Genomic DNA, 17,356 nt, shown 5'->3' on the forward strand with positions numbered 1-17,356 from the left:
ACTAGCTAGGTATTAGATCATGTGATTGAACATGACATAAAAAAAGAATTGTTTTTTTAGGAATAGTTGCCGTTTCTTTTAGCTAACATAAGAAGGAAAGACAATAATGAATGAAGGGAAAAAGCATGAAACAAACTCCGGCGCAGCGAATAAAATTACATGGTTTTAATAATTTAACAAAATCATTAAGCTTTAATATGTATGATATTTGCTATACGAAGTCAAAAGAAGAACGTAAAGCATATATCGATTATATAGACGAGCAATATAATGCAGAGAGACTGACAAACATTTTAAAAAATGTCTCAAATATTATTGGAGCCCATGTCTTAAACATTTCTCAGCAGGATTATGTCCCACAAGGAGCCAGTGTAACCTTATTGATATCAGAAGGACCAGTCGTAGAAGTTCCTAACGAATCCTTGAAAGAATCACCAGGACCATTACCTGAGTCAGTTGTAATGCAGCTTGATAAAAGCCATATTACTGTGCATACATACCCTGAGTATCATCCAAATGAGGGAATTAGTACATTCAGAGCAGATATCGACGTAGCAACATGTGGAGAAATTTCACCCCTTAAAGCATTGCACTATCTTATTCATTCATTTGATACAGACATTATGACGATTGATTACCGAGTGAGAGGATTCACGCGTGATATTAAAGGCCATAAATTATTTATTGATCACGATATTAGCTCCATTCAGACCTATATTCCAAAAGAAATAAAGAGCTTGTTCGATATGATTGATGTTAATATTTATCAAGAGCATATTTTTCATACAAAATGCAAGCTCAAAGAGTTCGATCTAAACAACTATTTATTTGGCTATACGAAAGAAAAATTACAGGCGCAAGAGATAAAGGAAATCACAGAAAGATTAAAAATTGAAATGGAAGAAATATTTTATGGAAAAAATATGAGTCCTGACTCACAAGATGATTGAGGACCCTTCTAAATATCATGCGTGTATTAAAGCCTTCCTTACAATGGGAAGGTTTTTAGTTGAATAAATGACTTCAAACATAATTTTGTTTGGAGATACAGACAATATAAAAAAAGGGCGGGATAAGGCATACGAATAAAGGCAAAACTCATCCGCTTGCTGATGGAGGAAGAGAATGTGACCGTACAATTATAGCCCTGCAACAAAAGCGATTAAATCAAAAACGTTCGTAAAGGGAATATGTGAAACCATAATTTAAATAACATAATATTATTATGTAAACTAATGGAGGAACGAATGAAAAACAATATTTTACGGTTCTTTTTTTTGGCTGTTATAGTCATTAGTTGTCAGAGCCTAACCTTGTTATCTGTACATGCTGCTCAAAAATTGCCAAGTAATAGCGTGGAAGCACGGGAGCTTAACGCGAAACAATTAAAAGACGGATTGCCTGCTCTCGAAGGAGGCCCTGAATCAACGGTTCGAGTACAAAAGCCTGTTTCAAATATTATTTTACAGCAAAAATATCCAGATACAGTCATTCTACGGGGACCCTTAACAGAAAATAAAGTTGCCTTAACCTTTGATGATGGTCCAGACCCGCGTTTTACACCACAGGTTTTAGATATTTTAAAACAATATAATGTAAAAGCCACGTTTTTTGTCATGGGTAAAAGGGCAGAAGCTTACCCTGACCTTGTCAAACGAATGATAAGTGAAGGGCATATTGTTGGGAACCATGCATATTCTCATCGAAATCTTGTAGAAGCTTCAGAAAAAGCACTTGAAGAAGAAGTTAAGAAAACGGAAGATATCCTTGCTGGGGTAATTGGTTATCGCACAAGGCTGTTCCGAGCACCATATGGATTTTTAAACGAAAAATTAGTTGAAAAGCTCAAAGAAATGAACTATACGGTCGTCGGTTGGTCAGTTGACTCCTTAGATTGGCGAGAATTACCTCCAGAAGAAATTGCAATAAATGTTTTAAGGAATCTTTCACCTGGTGCGATAATCCTCATGCATGACGGTGGAGAAGAAAATGCAGATCGAACAAGAACGATAAAATCGCTTCACCAAATCATTCCAGAGATAAAAGAACAAGGACTTGAGTTTGTAACCGTTCCTGATCTAGTGAATATTTCTTATAAGAAATGAGATCGAATGCATCGCAGGAAATAATTACCAAAAAATAATTGCTAATACAACATGCTTTGCTATTATTTTCAAAAGGTAGATCACTGTACGTTCACTTAGAATTCAGCGACTCCTAGCTGGGTCTTTTAAAATTTGCATGAAAGGATGAAAATAAACGATTTCACTTTAAAAAGAGGCTGGGACATAACGAACGTGTATGATTGAAAATGCTTAGCGAAGTATATTTCCGAAGCGAATGCTATGCAGCAACGAGCATGACGTGCGGATTTCTCTTCAATAAAAACTCTTTTGTCCCAGCCCTTTTTATTTTAATATTTAAAGCTTTGTTTCGTTATCGCTTTTCTTTACTGTGATATCTTTTTTTCCTGTGTCATTCTCATCATCCATGATACCTTTTGTCGCGTTCTTAAACTCAAGAAGTGTTTTACCTGCAGCACGTCCAACTTCCGGTAATTTTTTTGGTCCGAATACGAGTAATGCAACCGTACCAATTAGAACTAATCCAGCTGGTCCTACCATAAATAATTGCCTCCCAAAAAACTAAAATAGTGAAAGGTAAGATTTCTTTTCTAATTTTTAATATAGCTTTTCAGACGAAAAATTACAATCTGAATGATAAAATTATCATTGGAAATCATATACAAACTTTCAGAAATCCCTCTAAGTATGTGTGAACAAATTTTGGGGAGATGAAAGCTCATATAGGGAAGAACCCTAAAATTTTATCGTTCGTTGTAGAAGATTGCTGAATAAATAGTTGTTTTGTTCATTATTGTTTATATGGTAGCTTATGCTTTACTTTTCACTTTTTTATTTCTATAATTCCTAAAACAGCTGCTTCAGCATATTCGTACGATAAAATTGAAAATAGAGAACAAATTTCAAGCTGAATCGTTTGTATTTTTTTGAATAAAGTGAATTTTATAATTAATATACTGTGCAAAGTGACGTTCGTTAGGTGACTCTTAGATTTAAATCATGTATCGATATCGTTCGTGCGGATCTCTAAAAAATTTCTATGGTTTTAAGTTCATTACAGACAATTTTATTTAATTGCCTGAAATGTAAGCGCATACTTTTTGTTATTTATCTGTGTTTTTGATGATTCATGTTACATCTAGATTTTTTCACAATGTTTGAAATGATTTTTATAAAAATCTTTTTAACGGTGGTGAAAATATGAGAGCTGAAAAATTAAACTTGGCTCAGTTTTATAAAAGTGTAACTGAACAAGAACATGAGGAATCTCAATACGAAAGAATCATTTCCATTCCTACAGAAGCCATTGGAACGTTGCGCAAAGAGTTATTAGAAACGCTAGGCGAGGACAGAACAAAGGGATTTCTTCTACGGTATGGTTGGCATTCTGGAATAAGTGATGCCATAAAAATGAAACATTTAAATTGGGAAAATGCTCAAGAATTAATGTTAGCAGGACCTAAAATGCATATATTACACGGTTATTTACAAGATGCAAATATTTTAGTGAACGAAGTAGATTTTAAAAATAAAACGATGCATATGGAAGCACATTGGATTAATTCCTATGAAGCACAAGAGTATATTAAGCAATTTGGTCATAGTATACACCCTGTGTGCCATAACTTGATAGGTTATGCCAGTGGCTACCTCTCCACGATTTTAGGAGAAAAGGTCATTGTGAAAGAAGTAAAATGCTTAGCAATGGGTCATGATTATTGCGAATGTATTTGTCGGACCGTGAAGGAATGGTCAGGAAAAATAGACAAGGAGCTTAAATATTATGAGGCAAACAGTCTAATTAATGAGTTGGAGCAAACGTATGAAAAGCTTTTATTAGAACGAGACAATCTTAATAAAGCTTACAATATCCATGAGAAGTTAATGAAAGAAGTACTACAAGAAAACGGCTTGTCTTCAATTGCAAAGCTTTTGCATGAAGCAACTGACTTGCCTGTTCTCATTGAGGATCAAAATGAAAACGTAGTGACCGTTGCCGGTATACCGTATAAAGAAGCCCAAAAGCGTCACCGACCAATTAAAATAAATAAGACAGAGCTTATTGAACAAAGCGGCGTACATTTGAAATTAATCACACCTATTTTTTTACAACAAAAAATTATTGGCTATTGTTCTTTTTTGTACAAAGAAAGTATGCCAACAGAATTAGATCGAATGATTTTAGAACGTGCAGCACTTGCATGTTCAACCATTTTGTTAAATGAAAGAACGCGTTTAAATACAGAACATAAAATAAGAAGGAATTTTCTAGAGGATATCTTATCAGGCAGCATGTGTAAAAAAGAAATGAGCAAGCGTGCCTATTATCTAGATTTTAAACTTAATCCTCCTTATTTTGTTATTAACCTCAATCGCTCAAAACAAAAGAATTCGATGAAGCAGGAACTTGTAGTTAACGAAGAACTAATGAACCTTCTTTATATGTATTTTAAAGATCGTAATATTCATGCGCTTTTGGCTCAAAAGGCTGAAGACATTGTTATTCTTATATCAGAAGATACCTTCACAGAAAGCGTTCACCAAAAAAATAAGCTTTTAAAAAAGCTATTAGACTATTGTCAATTCAAATTCCCGCAAGAATCATTTAGAATGGGCGTTAGTTCAAGTTCATTTTCAATCGAAGATGCTGCCCAATTATACAATGAGAGCCTTGCAGCTTTAAAAGTTACGAACAGCTCTAGAAATATCGTGAATTTTGATTCTTTAGGAATTGAAGGAATTCTCTTCCAGGTGAAAAACGATGAGATGATTCAAAAATTTATCAACAAGAAAATCGGAAAATTAATTGAAGAAGATAAAAGTATGGAGTTAACTAAAACGTTGTATCACTATTTAAATAACGGATGCAATGTTCATAAAACAGCTCGAAATATGAATTTTTCTATCAGCGGCCTTCGGTATCGATTACAGCGGTTAAATGAAATATTAGAATCAGACATTAATCGTCCGAATGTTGCTTTTCAATTGTTTTTAGCCCTCCAGTCACTTATTTTAATGGGTGAACTAGATATAGAGATTGAATTAGAGGCAGATACAGAATTTGGAACAATTAAATGATAAAGGGCTTTCCCCTGTGAAACAGCTGAATTTCTAAAGCTGTTTTTTTGTTTTTTTAAAATGTACAAAAATAAATCTCCATATGATCCATGCGAAGATGCAGTTAATTTCAGTCAAACAACCAACATAATAATCTGTATATTCTGAACAAATAATTAATTATGATTTATGTATAGCAAAGAATTTTAGAAGGAGTGATATGTTGAAAGGCGCATATAATGCTTTCATTGGTTTGTTAGAAAAAAATTGAAGGAGTTGAATTGAAATGGATGATCGTTTGTTTCGAAATGCAATGGGGAATTTTGCAACGGGTATTACAGTTATCACAACAGAACTGGATGGAAAAGAACATGGTATGACGGCAAATGCATTTATGTCCGTATCTTTAAATCCTAAGTTAGTTGTTATCTCCATTGGCAATCAAGCAAAAATGCTCGATTACATCAAAAAAGCAAAAAAATATGCCGTAAGCATTTTAGCTGCTAATCAGCAAGAAGCTTCGATGTTGTTTGCTGGACAAATTAAGGATGGTCAGCCCTATGAATTTGCCAGATTAAATGGGATGCCAATAATTGAAGCTGCACTCGTGAATTTAACATGTGAAGTGGTTGCAGAACATGAAGCTGGAGATCACACCCTATTTATCGGTGAAGTGAAGGAAATGAAAATAAATGAAAATGACCCATTATTATATTTCCAAGGCCGATATCGAGATTTAGATGCATTACAAGAAAACATCACAACGTAGTTCTTGTTCAAGCACTGCGAAGGAGTTAACTCGAATGGAAACAATATATCTAACTCATCATCAACGTGATACTGTTTTTAACGTCAAACCTTGCGTTATCGCTCTAGGGTTTTTTGATGGTGTACATCTTGGACATCAGCGTGTCATTAAGACTGCAAAAACCGTTGCAGAAGAGAACAAAGTAGAGTTAGCTATTATCACGTTTTATCCCCATCCAAAAGAAATATTGAATGGTGGTAAGGAAAATTTTTGTTACATTACCCCCATGTCTGTGAAAGTAGAGACCTTTGCTCGTCTAGGTGTTAACAAATTATATGTTATTAATTTCAATGAAGAGTTTGCAGCACTTTCACCTGAAAGCTTTATTGAACATTATGTGATTGGCCTACAAGCTGTTCATGTTGTAGCTGGCTTTGATTTTACCTATGGTTTCAAAGGAAAAGGTACAATGAAAACGATCTTAGAACACGGAAAAGGATATTTTCAAGTATCGAAAGTAGCAAAGACAGATTGTGATGGCCAGAAAATTAGTTCGACACTCATTCGAGAAGCTTTGGCAAGAGGAGAGGTCGAAAAGCTGTGTTCTTACCTAGGAAACTATTACGAGACTCGTGGCAAAATGGTTGTCAACTCCTCACAACGAAATATTGGTGAGCTTAAAGCGTTAGTCAAGATTGAAAAGGGCTATACACTTCCGAAAATCGGCTGCTATATGATTGAAGCTTCGATTGGTCATCACACTTACTATGGCTATGCATACATCTGTCCAACAGAAGCTGCTAGCAATGAGTTGAGGATTGAATTTAACAGTTTTCAACAAATAGATAATCAAATGCAACTAAAAATTAAATGGCTAAAAAGAATAGCTACAGTAACTGAATTTGATACAGTGCCGTTTAGCGATAGATTTATTCAATCCGCATTCTTTTAAAAATTAGCACATTTCGTATGAAAAATTTTTAAAAATAGGAATTAAAACCAGCGTTATGATCTGTATACTTGAATTATTGAAAATCTTAAGCTGTTATTAGAACAATTCAAAAGTAAAGGGTGCTGATGCTAATACAACTGCTTGTTGGGATTACAGACGAGCAAAAAGAAGCTTTAATTTACGAAACGTCAGACATCGCAGTGAAAATTCTTAACTGTGATTTAGACAAGGTAAGGGTGCTTATTCAAGATTTACCAGTAGAAAACTGGAGAATTGCTAGTGAGTCTGTTAAAAAGAAATTAAAAAATTAATCTACTAGCTTTAAACCTAAATGTAAGCGCTTTAATGAATTTATTCTACTTCTATCCAGAAGCTTTAGTGAGATTACGATTTGGTATTTATGAATTTTTAAAAATACACGAGCGTTCATGGGAAAATTAAACTTTATTGAGGAGGTATGTTCAGATGGCAATTAACAAACAAGAGTTAGAAAGCGCAGGGGAATTAAATAGAGCTGCTCTATTAGCGAAAGCAGAAGAAATTGGGAGATTAGCTGCTGCTGAAGCGAAAGAGGCTGACAAAAATGCTCGATTTTCTGAAAAAATAGCAAAGGCTATTGAGGGAGCAAACTTTCATAAGCTTATGCGCCCCAAAAAATATGAGGGTTTGTCTGTTGATTTAAAAACTTATGGAGAAATCATTCGTACCGTTGCACGTCATAGTGTTGCAGCTGGATGGCTCGTCTATTTTTACACTATCCATGAAACATGGGTAGCCAATCTTCCTCCTAAAGGTAGAGATGAAATCTTTGGTAGAGGTGGCTTGATTGCTGACGTTGTTGCTCCTATCGGTAAGGTAGAAAAAGACGCAGATGGAGAAGGATACCGCCTTTCTGGAAATTGGAATTTTTGCAGCGGTGTTTTGTGGAGCAACTGGATTGGCTTAGGTGCAATTATGGAATTGCCAGATAGCAAAGAACCAGAATACTGCCTCCTAGCATTGCCAAAGTCTGACCTTACAGTCGTAGAAAACTGGGATACAGTTGGTCTGCGTGGTACTGGTAGTAACGGTGTATTAGTGGATAACGCCTATGTTCCTTTACATCGAATCTTTCCTGCAGGCCGTGTGATGGCCACTGGAGTACCTGCTGGAGGCGATTATGATAAAAATGATCCGGTATACAGGATGCCTTTCATGCCTCTCTTCCTATTAGGCTTCCCGCTCGTCGCATTAGGTGGAGCGGAAAAAATCGTTTCCTTGTTCAAAGAACGGACAGAAAAACGTGTACGTGTCTTTAAGATGGGAGCAAGCGAAAAAGATTTCTCAGGAAGCCAACGTGTTCTTGCCGAGCTAAAGTTACAGCTTAATTCTATAGAAGGCCTTGTGAATCTTTATATTGAAAAGCTTCAAGCATGGCAAACTGAAGGGAAGACCGTTGTCAGCGACGAAGAAAGAGAGCACTTATTTGCTCTGCGAGGCCATGTAGCGAAAGCAGCAACGGATATTGCTGTCAAGGTTATGCTAACCCTTGGTGGGACTGCGATCTTTAAAGGTGATGAAGTCGAGCTTATCACAAGAGATTTACTTGCTCTAGCTGCACATCCGAATCACCTGTATGAAGACTCTTTGGCTGCCTTTGGTCGAACGTTGTTCGGGTTTGCAGGTGACCCTGTTTGGTAATTGTGTAACGGGAGAGCAACATGCTTACCTATAGATTCAAGCAATCAAATTGAATGCGTACACACAATTCAGACTGCATAGATAATTTTAAGTTTCATCACATTATTTAGGAGGTTTTATAAATGAGAAAAGAACCAATTTTTGATGTTGCTCAGCTAGCACATGTGGAGATTTTCAGCCCGAAGCCAGATGAAACGTTGTGGTTTTTTAAAGACCTTTTAGGAATGGAAATTTCTCATCAGGAAGGTCAGTCTGTTTACTTGAGAGCATATGAAGATTTCTATCATCATACACTCAAGATTACAGAAGGTAAGGAAGCTGGATTAGGCCATGTTGCTTGGCGGACATCTTCCCAGCAGGCGTTAGATCGTCGAGTAAGTGCGATTCAAGGGACTGGTCTTGAGAAAGGCTGGGTTGAAAATGAAATTGGTCATGGAGATGCCTACCAATTTACTACGCCTGATGGACATCCTATGGAATTACTTTGGGAAGTAGAATACTTTGAAGCTCCATCAGAGTTAAAAACCCCTTTATTAAACCGTCCACAAAAGAAACCACAACGGGGCGTCCCAGTTCGTCGACTCGATCATGTCAATTTAATGACAAGTGAAACGAAACCGAATGTCGATTTTATGATGGATAAGCTTGGCTTTAATTTACGTGAACATATTCAATTAAAGGATGGTACCGATGTTGCTGCATGGATGAGCGTAAGTCCACTAGTCCACGAGATTGCGATGATGGGAGATCCACTTGGCGGAAAAGGACGTATGCACCATCTTTGCTATTGGTACGGCTATCCTCAACACTTAATGGACATTTGCGAACTTTTTACTGAAAATGGGATTACAATTGAAGCAGGACCTGGAAAGCATGGAGTAAGTCAAGCTTATTTCCTTTATGTACTTGAGCCTGGTGGAAATCGTGTTGAGTTATTTGGAGATGCGGGTTACTTAATTTTCGATCCTGATTGGAAGCCAATTACGTGGAAAGAAGAAGATTTGGAAAAAGGAATTATTTGGTACGGCTCTCAGCTACCAGAAGAATTTTTCCGATATGGCACCCCGATTATTGGCGATAAAAAGCCTTCAACGATCGGCTAATTTTTACCTTTGCTAAAGGGCAGGGCAGTTTTCTAGCTGTCATGCCCTTTAGTCTCTCATCAACTTTTAATCATAATAGTAATCTGAAAAAGGAGGCTTACGATGGAATCACCCTTTTTTTATACCATTCACCAGCCCAAAAGCATAAAACCGGGACAGAAATATCCAGTCATATTTGCGTTACATGGAATTGGCTATAACGAGGAATACATCGTAGCACTGGTCAAGGAATTAAAAGATGAATTTATAATCATCGGCATTCGAGGCCATCTCACATTTGAGAAAGGCTTTGCTTATTACTATTTAAAAGGGTATGGAAACCCTGATCGAGCATTATTTGATGAAAGCATGAAGCGGTTAAAAGATTTTATGGAATACGCGACAATCAAATATCCAATCGATCCTGAGCAGATATACTTGCTTGGATTTAGCCAAGGAGCCATTTTAAGCATGTCACTAGCTATTCATTTAGGTGATTCAATCAAAGGCGTTGTCGCAATGAATGGCTACATTCCTTCTTTTGTGAAAACAGAATATGAAGTAAAGCCAATAAACCATATGTCAATCTTTCTTTCTGATGGTAAGTTTGATGAAATTTTTCCTCCTACCATTGGTCAAGAGAATTATGATTACTTGATTGAGCGAGCTGCTTCAGTGAAATATACGACCTATCTAGCGGGCCATGAAATTTCAAAAGAGAATCAACAGGATCTTGTTTCATGGCTCCGTGAAAGGGTACAAGTAAAATCATAGATGGCATTCTCACATAAGCTTATGTAAACAGCCTATTAAAGTAGTACGAAACCCAAGAGAAAGGATAGATATTGATGTCTGAAAATGGGAAATATATCGAAGCAGGAGGGTTCAAAACACATTTTCATGAAGCTGGTGAGGGAGAGCCAATTCTTCTCATTCATGGTTCGGGTCCTGGTGTTTCGGCATGGGCAAATTGGAGATTGGTTTTTCCAGAGCTGTCAAAGCAATATAAGCTTTATGCTCCTGATGTCGTTGGGTTTGGGTATACAGAGCGACCAGAGAATATGGAGTACTCCGTCAATGTATGGGTTAACCATATGATCTCATTTATTGAAACGCTGAATCTAGAAAACCTATCAATCGTTGGTAATTCAATGGGAGGCGCATTGGCATTACATATTGCGAACCGCCGTCCTGATTTAGTAAAAAAATTAATTTTAATGGGCAGTGTAGGGATTGAATTCCCCATCACTAAAGAATTAGATGCAGTATGGGGCTATGAGCCAAGTGTAGAAAATATGAGAGCGCTGATCGCAACGTTTGCCTATGATCAAAGTGCAGCAAGCAACGATGATTTGGTTGAGTTGCGTTACAAGGCGAGCATTCAGGAAGGCTTTCAAGAAGCTTTTTCAGCCATGTTTCCCGCACCGAGACAAAGATGTGTAGATGCTTTAGCGTTGTCAGAAGACCAATTACGGAAGATAGAAATTCCTGTTTTATTAATTCATGGAAGAGAGGACAGGATTATTCCGATCGAGAAAACAAGTTGGAAACTATCAAAAATACTTCCAAAAGCCGAGTTGCATGTGTTCTCTGAATGTGGTCATTGGACGCAAATTGAAAAAACTCAACCGTTTATTAATCAAGTGGATGATTTTTTAAAACGATAACTAGTGTAGAAACAGCTTGCAATCCAAATGTATGGACCAAGCTGTTTTATATGTTGGATTACCTCGGCCTAAAATAGCTATTAAAGGCATATTTTTTTCTATATAATAAATGGTATGTTATACTTTATTTAACAATCAAAAATCTTGGGGAGCTATAAGGTTGGCTAAGAGGATATCCCGATGAAGATATCGACCCATTAAATCTGATCTGGGTAATGCCAGCGGAGGGATGATAAGAGAATTACATACTAAATGTAAGTCTACATGTTTCATGGCACGTTGACTTTTTTTATGCTTAAAAAGGGGGTATTCATGAACAAACTAAGACACAAATCATTTCTCTACTCCCAGCATTTTGTGCAATCACACTGTTGTAAAAGAGGTGAAAGTGATTGATACCTATCACTAGATAAAGGAAAATTCGTTTTATGAATCGGGTCAAGTAACTGTGGGAAAAGCACGCTATTCAATTTAATCGCTGGACTTGAGGTGCCTCACAGAAGGAGAAATTAAAGAAGGCTTTGAATGAAATAGGCGAATAAATGAACTAAAACCTTAAAATGAAGAAAGGATGAAAGCAAAATGAAATTTTCTGAGTATTTACGCCAAAAAGTTGACTCGATCTGGGAAGCAAGTTTTCAGCACCCTTTTGTAAAGGGAGTTGCTGATGGATCTCTGCCGTTGGAGTGTTTCTCCTATTACGTACAACAAGATTCCTTCTATCTTTCACAATTTGCCCAAGTTCAATCACTTGGTGCTGCAAAAGCACTCGATTTTCATACGACAAGTCGGATGGCTTTTCATGCAAAATCTACGTATGATGCAGAGCATTTATTACACGAAGGATTTGCAAAGGAATTAGGCATTTCCAAAGAGGGGACAATCGTTGTTGATGAGCCTGCTCCAACTGCGATTGCATATACGAATCATATGTTTTCAGTTTCTTACAAAGGGACTCTAGGTGACGTGATTGCCGCTATTCTTCCTTGCTATTGGCTCTACTGGGAAATTGGGGAAAAATATAAAGATTCAAAGCCCGGTGTTCCAATTTACCAAAAGTGGATTGACACCTACGGCGATGAATGGTTTGAATCATTAGTAAAAGAACAAATCGACCGTTTAGATAAATGGGCTGACAAAGCTTCTGAAGCTGAAAAACAACGGATGGAATCCATTTTTATAACAAGTAGCAAATATGAATATATGTTTTGGGAAATGGCATACACCTTAGAAAAATGGCCAGTGTAAAAAAGAATAATTAAGGGTAACTAAAACCCTTCTAGTTAGATATAATAGTTTTCTTCTTCCTAGAGGGGATTTTTTTACTATTAAAAATCCATTTACTAAACACATAATCATTAAAAATATAGATAACTAATTTATATTTTCGTTTTGTTTTTAATCTACTTTTTCTAAATGTATTTATTTTTTGTGAATGTTTCTCTCCAATATCTTGTACAATTTGTAAAATTTAATCATTTCCTCTTGTGAATTTATTCATTTTCATATATAGTACAAAAGTATTTCTAGTACATAGATGCCAACTGGGGGAAAATCATGAGACTAACCATAAGAAAAAAATTGATAGGAAGCTTTTTATTAATTTCGGTACTTTTTGGAATCGCTAGTTTTATCTCGTATATAAATTTAAAAAATACAAATGAATCGTATACATATCTAGTAAACACCGTTTCAGAGATTCGTTCCATTACGCAAGACATTGATTCTTTAATCGCAAGACAAACAAGTGACCTTCGTGGGTATTTACTATATGGAGATCAAAATTACCTCGATGATTTAAGAGCAGCTAACGTCGAAATAAATGAAGAAATCGAAGCTGCTAAAGTGCTAGCAACGAGACAAGAAACGATCGTATTCTTTGATGAATTATCGACGAAGAATGCTCAATTTATAAATGAAGTAGAATCTATTATTCTTGTTTATCCAGCAGATAGAGAAGAAGCGATTTCGTTGACGAATGAAAGTGTCGTTCCAATCAGTCGTGATATGAGAGAGTCTGCTAGTACATTGAAAGGGTGGCTCGAAGACATTTTAGTAGAAACCCAAGCAGAGACAAATCAGATGGCTGAAGGTGCTCTACTTGTTGTGGGTATCGTGAGTATTGTCGCATTTATGATCGCCATTGTAAGTGGAGTATTGGTGTCAAATGTTATTTCACTTCCTATTATTAAAATCGGTGAGGCTGCAAAACAAGTGGCTTCTGGACACTTAGCGACTGAGCGGATTGTCGTGAAAAGCAAAGACGAAATCTTTGAGCTAAATCAATCCTTTAACCGAATGACAGATAACTTAAGAGCGATGATTTCAAGTATTTTATCTAATTCAGACCAAGTAGCGGCTTCTTCAGAACAATTAAACGCAAGTGCAACTGAATCGGTACGTGCTGCGGACCAGATTACCGAGTCGATTCAATCGGTTGCAACAGGGGCTGAGAAACAGGTTGAAAGTACAACCAATGCCAATGATATCGCTCGTTCAATCTCTGCAAGCATGGATCAAATTGCGAAAAATGTACAGCTTGTAACAGATTCAACAAATCAGACTCAACAAAAGGCGAATAACGGTTTAATTGTGATTGATAAAACTGTGAAACAAATGAATCAAATCAACGATAAAACAAATCAGATCTCAAGCGTCATTCTTAATTTAGAGGAAAAATCAAAAGAAATCGGCAATATTACATCACTCATTACTGCTGTTTCAGATCAAACAAACCTGTTAGCATTAAATGCAGCCATTGAAGCTGCAAGGGCTGGAGAGCATGGTAAAGGATTCGCGGTTGTTGCAGAGGAAGTCCGTAAGCTAGCTATTGAATCGAATGAATCAGCTAGTAAAATTAGTCAGCTCATTTATGATATTCAGCAAGATATTCATCATTCTGTTTCTGCAATGAAAGATGGAAGTGATACCGTAAAAGAAGGGTTAATCTACGCAACAAAGGCAGGGACAGAATTTAAGGATATTTCTAATGCAATTAGTGATGTATTAAATCAAATGGAAGGAGTATCCGCTTCAATTCAGCAAATTACAGCTGGGACAGCAACGATGGCTAAATCTATCGAAGAAGCATCTACGATTGCAGAGAGCGCTGCTGCTTATTCACAAAATGTAGCTGCATCTGCAGAGGAACAAACAGCAACGATGGAAGAGATCTCTGCTGCAGCGGAGACCCTTTCTAGAATGGCAGAAGAACTACAGAATACTGTTCGAAAATTTAAGTTATAAGGATGAAGTAGAAACTAGCTCAATTGATCGTCTAAAGCGATTGATTTGAGCTAGTTTTTTCACATCATTAAAAAGGATGGCATTGAACCTTTACTTATGAATAGGCAACTTTTTAGGTAACTGATGTATAGCGTTCGCTTCGGAAATATACTTCGCTAAGGTTGTGCATTGTTCGCATTTTCAATCATACACGTTCGTTATGTCCCAGCCTCTTAAACTCTTAAGAACCAGCAGTATATTTTCTACTATTAACTTTATTTAAACGAACGCTAACGTTGCATTAATTAATTCCTATATTTCGAAACTTTTATGGAATGAGTGCAACAACCCTATTTAGCGCTCATCACTCATTGTTTTCATGTACTAAGTTCAGCTAAAAGTGAAAAGTAAGAAGTCATTGCTTTGAGTAAGACTGCTTCAATACACAATCAAACTATTGCATAAAAACGCCAGGAAGTCTTAATTGGGGAACCAGGGGTCAGCCGGAGGGTTATTTTCTGCGAAATAACGACGCGAAGAATGGCCTAGCTTTACTTGTTCATGGCTATTTTCAGCATTTATTCGATTCCAATCCTCATGTCCGTCATTAAATTTTCGTTCCACTTCGTTCAAATTTACTACTTCCTCTGAATTTGAATGGACAATTTTTATAAATTCAATTTCATCAAATGGATAAATGACGCTTTTCTTTTTATCTCGTCTTTTTTTATGTTTTCTTTTTTGCTCACTTTTTTTAGCTGTCACCCTCTTCTGATTGTCATCAACATTTCCTTGTCTATCTGTCTTATTTCCTTGTTTATATAATGGTAGTACTTCTAGAAAATCGCTTCCTACGTAGAAAAGTTTAGCAACAATATCCTCAAATCTATTTCCGCACCTTACCCTTATTGTCACATCAGTGCCGACTAACTGACGTAATCTGAAATTCAGATTATCACGTAATCCTCCTAAACGGAGTCTAAACCGATCATCGCAAGTGAACGGTTCGCAAATACAATGATCATGTTTAGAATCGCTTTTATGTTTACTTTTACCACATTTTTCACAACGTGAATCATTCTTCTTACTCATTCGATCTCCTCCCTATTTCCTTCCTACAATATAATATTTGGTCGTAAATTGAGAAGTTATTTGGGGTTATTGGATGGACACTATTAACATATGCTTGATTTAAAATTTTTGTTCAAATCTCCAGCATTGATAATAAATTAAAAAGTACATTTTGTATCATTCACTATCCTTATCATTGCAAAACGTAACGGATAAATGGTGTCTTACCAAACATCATCTTCAAGTAAGGTAGTGGCAAGTTAGGTTGGTCATCATATCGTAGAAGAAAGAGGAGGGAAACCGACATGAAACATTTATTGCTAATCAGTGCGATCATTTTAATAGGCTTTGCGCTTATGTATTGGCTCTGGCCTCAAACTCGATCATTACCGATCATAAAACAAGTGAACATGCATCAGTTAGAAGACGTTCACAAGGATACGTATGAAGTAGCAAATGGCAAAATAAAACTACTAAGCTTTTATTACACAAATTGTCCTGATATTTGTCCGTTAACAATGATGGATTTTACAGACTTACAAAATAAGTTAAAAAATGAAGGATTGTTTGGTGAAAAAGTAGAGCTTGTTGCAATAACACTTGATCCTGTACATGACACCAAAGAAGTGATTCAAAACTATGCTAAACTTTTTAACGCGGACCCAACTGGTTGGAAATGGGTAAGAGGAACAGAGGAAGTGACAAAGGAAGTGGCAGATGATCTTCAAATGGTTTATAGCAAATTAGAAGGTGGATTTTTGGCTCACGGTACAACCATGTATTTACTTGATGAAAAAAATCAACTTCGCGCTCTCTATGATATGGCCAATCCAGGTGAACCGGTAAATACTGAAAAAATTGTAGTGGATATTCTTACTTTATTAGAGAATTAAACTCTTAATGCAAAATGCAATAACCCTGAAGTAACGATAACTAATAATGTTCCAAAGAGACCGAATGAAACAACATTTTGGTCAATTTGCTTGGCGTAAACACCAGGTAAACTGCATAAGGCAGGGTTTTTTATGACCGCACCGAGCATTGTTCCCATGATTCCTCCAGTTACTCCATGAAAAAAACCTGAAAGCAAGGATTGATAATTGGCAAGTGCTCCGAACAATATACCGATTGTTGCACCTACTGTCGTTGTAAAAAAGGCAACCGAAGTAAAATCAATTGAAAGGAAAAGATAGCTTAGCATCGCTAGACTTAGACTTAGTACGCCACTTGCACAAGCTGACATAATCATGGAAAAACGGTCTGTAAAAAGCTTTCTTGGTTTATACATTCTGATGTAAAGATAATATCCAATCAGAACATTAATGAACAGCAGGCTGATTAGAAATAACTTCATGCCACATAAGCACACCTTTCATTAAGAGCGTTTAGCAGAAATTAATAATAGTGAGAGAGAAGCTACGAAAAATAATTCGAGCAAGACAAGGAAAACGGTGCTGTTTTTTGCTACAGCACCAAGCATCGGTGCCATCATCCCAGTCATTAGTCCGTTTGCATAGCCACTTAAAAGAGTTTGGTAATCAAACAACCCTCCAAAGAGACCACCAACAGCCATACCAAATAAGGTAGAAGCAAAGGTAACAAATACAAAATGAAAAGGAAACTGATAAATAAGTACCACCCCACTTATGATTGCCATAGATCCACCAGCTATCAAGGAAATATTCATACCTAGTTGAAATCCAATTCTTTTACGCTTCCTAAATAAATAGAAGTAAGCCAATCCCATTAAAAGAATGTTCCCATACAAAAGTAAGCCAAGGTTTATCATA

Annotated in this window: 17 protein-coding genes and 1 riboswitch; of the genes, 13 read left to right on the forward strand and 4 right to left on the reverse strand. The window is 36.4% G+C overall.

The features are described from left to right. Window positions 1-125: 125 nt before the first annotated feature. Window positions 126-950 (forward strand): adenosylmethionine decarboxylase, encoded by an 825-nt coding sequence (gene speD / locus BLT_RS0110480; RefSeq protein WP_026105068.1) that lies wholly within the window; start codon window positions 126-128, stop codon window positions 948-950. Between the two features lie 297 nt (window positions 951-1,247). Further along, on the forward strand, window positions 1,248-2,105 hold the full coding sequence (locus BLT_RS0110485; RefSeq protein ID WP_017727749.1) for a polysaccharide deacetylase family protein: 858 nt from the start codon (window positions 1,248-1,250) through the stop codon (window positions 2,103-2,105). A gap of 315 nt (window positions 2,106-2,420) precedes the next feature. Here the strand turns inward: BLT_RS0110485 and BLT_RS0110490 are convergent, their stop codons facing one another. Then, complete coding sequence (locus BLT_RS0110490) at window positions 2,421-2,624, reverse strand: twin-arginine translocase TatA/TatE family subunit (protein WP_017727750.1); 204 nt, start codon at window positions 2,622-2,624, stop codon at window positions 2,421-2,423. Window positions 2,625-3,284: 660 nt separating this feature from the next. On the opposite strand from BLT_RS0110490, the gene BLT_RS21755 reads away from it, so the two are divergent. The 10 genes from BLT_RS21755 (at window position 3,285) to BLT_RS0110540 (ending at window position 14,516) form a co-directional block, all read left to right on the forward strand. Next, window positions 3,285-5,162, forward strand: a complete 1,878-nt coding sequence (locus tag BLT_RS21755; RefSeq protein WP_017727751.1) for a XylR N-terminal domain-containing protein — start codon at window positions 3,285-3,287, stop codon at window positions 5,160-5,162. A 265-nt stretch (window positions 5,163-5,427) separates the two neighbouring features. After that, window positions 5,428-5,910 carry a flavin reductase family protein gene (locus BLT_RS0110500; RefSeq protein ID WP_017727752.1) on the forward strand — a complete coding sequence of 161 codons (483 nt, stop codon included), beginning with the start codon at window positions 5,428-5,430 and terminating at the stop codon, window positions 5,908-5,910. Window positions 5,911-5,944: 34 nt separating this feature from the next. Beyond that, window positions 5,945-6,841 (forward strand): FAD synthetase family protein, encoded by an 897-nt coding sequence (locus BLT_RS21760; RefSeq protein ID WP_017727753.1) that lies wholly within the window; start codon window positions 5,945-5,947, stop codon window positions 6,839-6,841. Between the two features lie 125 nt (window positions 6,842-6,966). Beyond that, a complete protein-coding gene (locus tag BLT_RS0110510) occupies window positions 6,967-7,152 on the forward strand; it encodes a tautomerase family protein (protein WP_017727754.1) in 186 nt (61 codons plus the stop codon). A gap of 154 nt (window positions 7,153-7,306) precedes the next feature. Next, entirely contained in the window at window positions 7,307-8,521 is a 1,215-nt protein-coding gene (locus tag BLT_RS0110515) for a hypothetical protein (protein WP_017727755.1), read from the forward strand. Window positions 8,522-8,643: 122 nt separating this feature from the next. Beyond that, window positions 8,644-9,624, forward strand: a complete 981-nt coding sequence (locus tag BLT_RS0110520; RefSeq protein WP_017727756.1) for a catechol 2,3-dioxygenase — start codon at window positions 8,644-8,646, stop codon at window positions 9,622-9,624. Window positions 9,625-9,726: 102 nt separating this feature from the next. After that, window positions 9,727-10,377: an alpha/beta hydrolase gene (locus BLT_RS0110525; protein WP_017727757.1), complete on the forward strand. Its 651-nt coding sequence runs from the start codon at window positions 9,727-9,729 to the stop codon at window positions 10,375-10,377. 74 nt (window positions 10,378-10,451) lie between these two features. Beyond that, on the forward strand, window positions 10,452-11,270 hold the full coding sequence (locus tag BLT_RS0110530; protein ID WP_017727758.1) for an alpha/beta fold hydrolase: 819 nt from the start codon (window positions 10,452-10,454) through the stop codon (window positions 11,268-11,270). 135 nt (window positions 11,271-11,405) lie between these two features. Continuing rightward, window positions 11,406-11,517: riboswitch (TPP riboswitch) on the forward strand. A gap of 335 nt (window positions 11,518-11,852) precedes the next feature. Next, window positions 11,853-12,518 (forward strand): thiaminase II, encoded by a 666-nt coding sequence (gene tenA / locus BLT_RS0110535; protein ID WP_017727759.1) that lies wholly within the window; start codon window positions 11,853-11,855, stop codon window positions 12,516-12,518. A 309-nt stretch (window positions 12,519-12,827) separates the two neighbouring features. Further along, window positions 12,828-14,516: a methyl-accepting chemotaxis protein gene (locus tag BLT_RS0110540; protein ID WP_017727760.1), complete on the forward strand. Its 1,689-nt coding sequence runs from the start codon at window positions 12,828-12,830 to the stop codon at window positions 14,514-14,516. 459 nt (window positions 14,517-14,975) lie between these two features. Here BLT_RS0110540 and BLT_RS0110545 read toward each other — a convergent pair whose 3' ends face one another. Then, window positions 14,976-15,587: a hypothetical protein gene (locus tag BLT_RS0110545; RefSeq protein ID WP_017727761.1), complete on the reverse strand. Its 612-nt coding sequence runs from the start codon at window positions 15,585-15,587 to the stop codon at window positions 14,976-14,978. 284 nt (window positions 15,588-15,871) lie between these two features. Here BLT_RS0110545 and BLT_RS0110550 point away from each other — a divergent pair, with 284 nt between their 5' ends. Beyond that, window positions 15,872-16,459, forward strand: coding sequence for an SCO family protein (locus tag BLT_RS0110550; RefSeq protein ID WP_017727762.1), 588 nt, complete (start codon window positions 15,872-15,874; stop codon window positions 16,457-16,459). On the opposite strand, the gene BLT_RS0110555 is transcribed toward BLT_RS0110550, so the two are convergent. Then, window positions 16,456-16,920 (reverse strand): hypothetical protein, encoded by a 465-nt coding sequence (locus BLT_RS0110555; protein WP_017727763.1) that lies wholly within the window; start codon window positions 16,918-16,920, stop codon window positions 16,456-16,458. The genes BLT_RS0110550 and BLT_RS0110555 overlap by 4 nt on opposite strands. A 21-nt stretch (window positions 16,921-16,941) precedes the next feature. After that, on the reverse strand, window positions 16,942-17,355 hold the full coding sequence (locus tag BLT_RS0110560; protein ID WP_017727764.1) for a hypothetical protein: 414 nt from the start codon (window positions 17,353-17,355) through the stop codon (window positions 16,942-16,944). Between the last annotated feature and the right edge of the window lies 1 nt (window position 17,356).

This window comes from Halalkalibacterium ligniniphilum, from assembly GCF_000334155.1.
In the GTDB taxonomy this organism is placed as follows: domain Bacteria; phylum Bacillota; class Bacilli; order Bacillales; family Bacillaceae_D; genus Halalkalibacterium; species Halalkalibacterium ligniniphilum.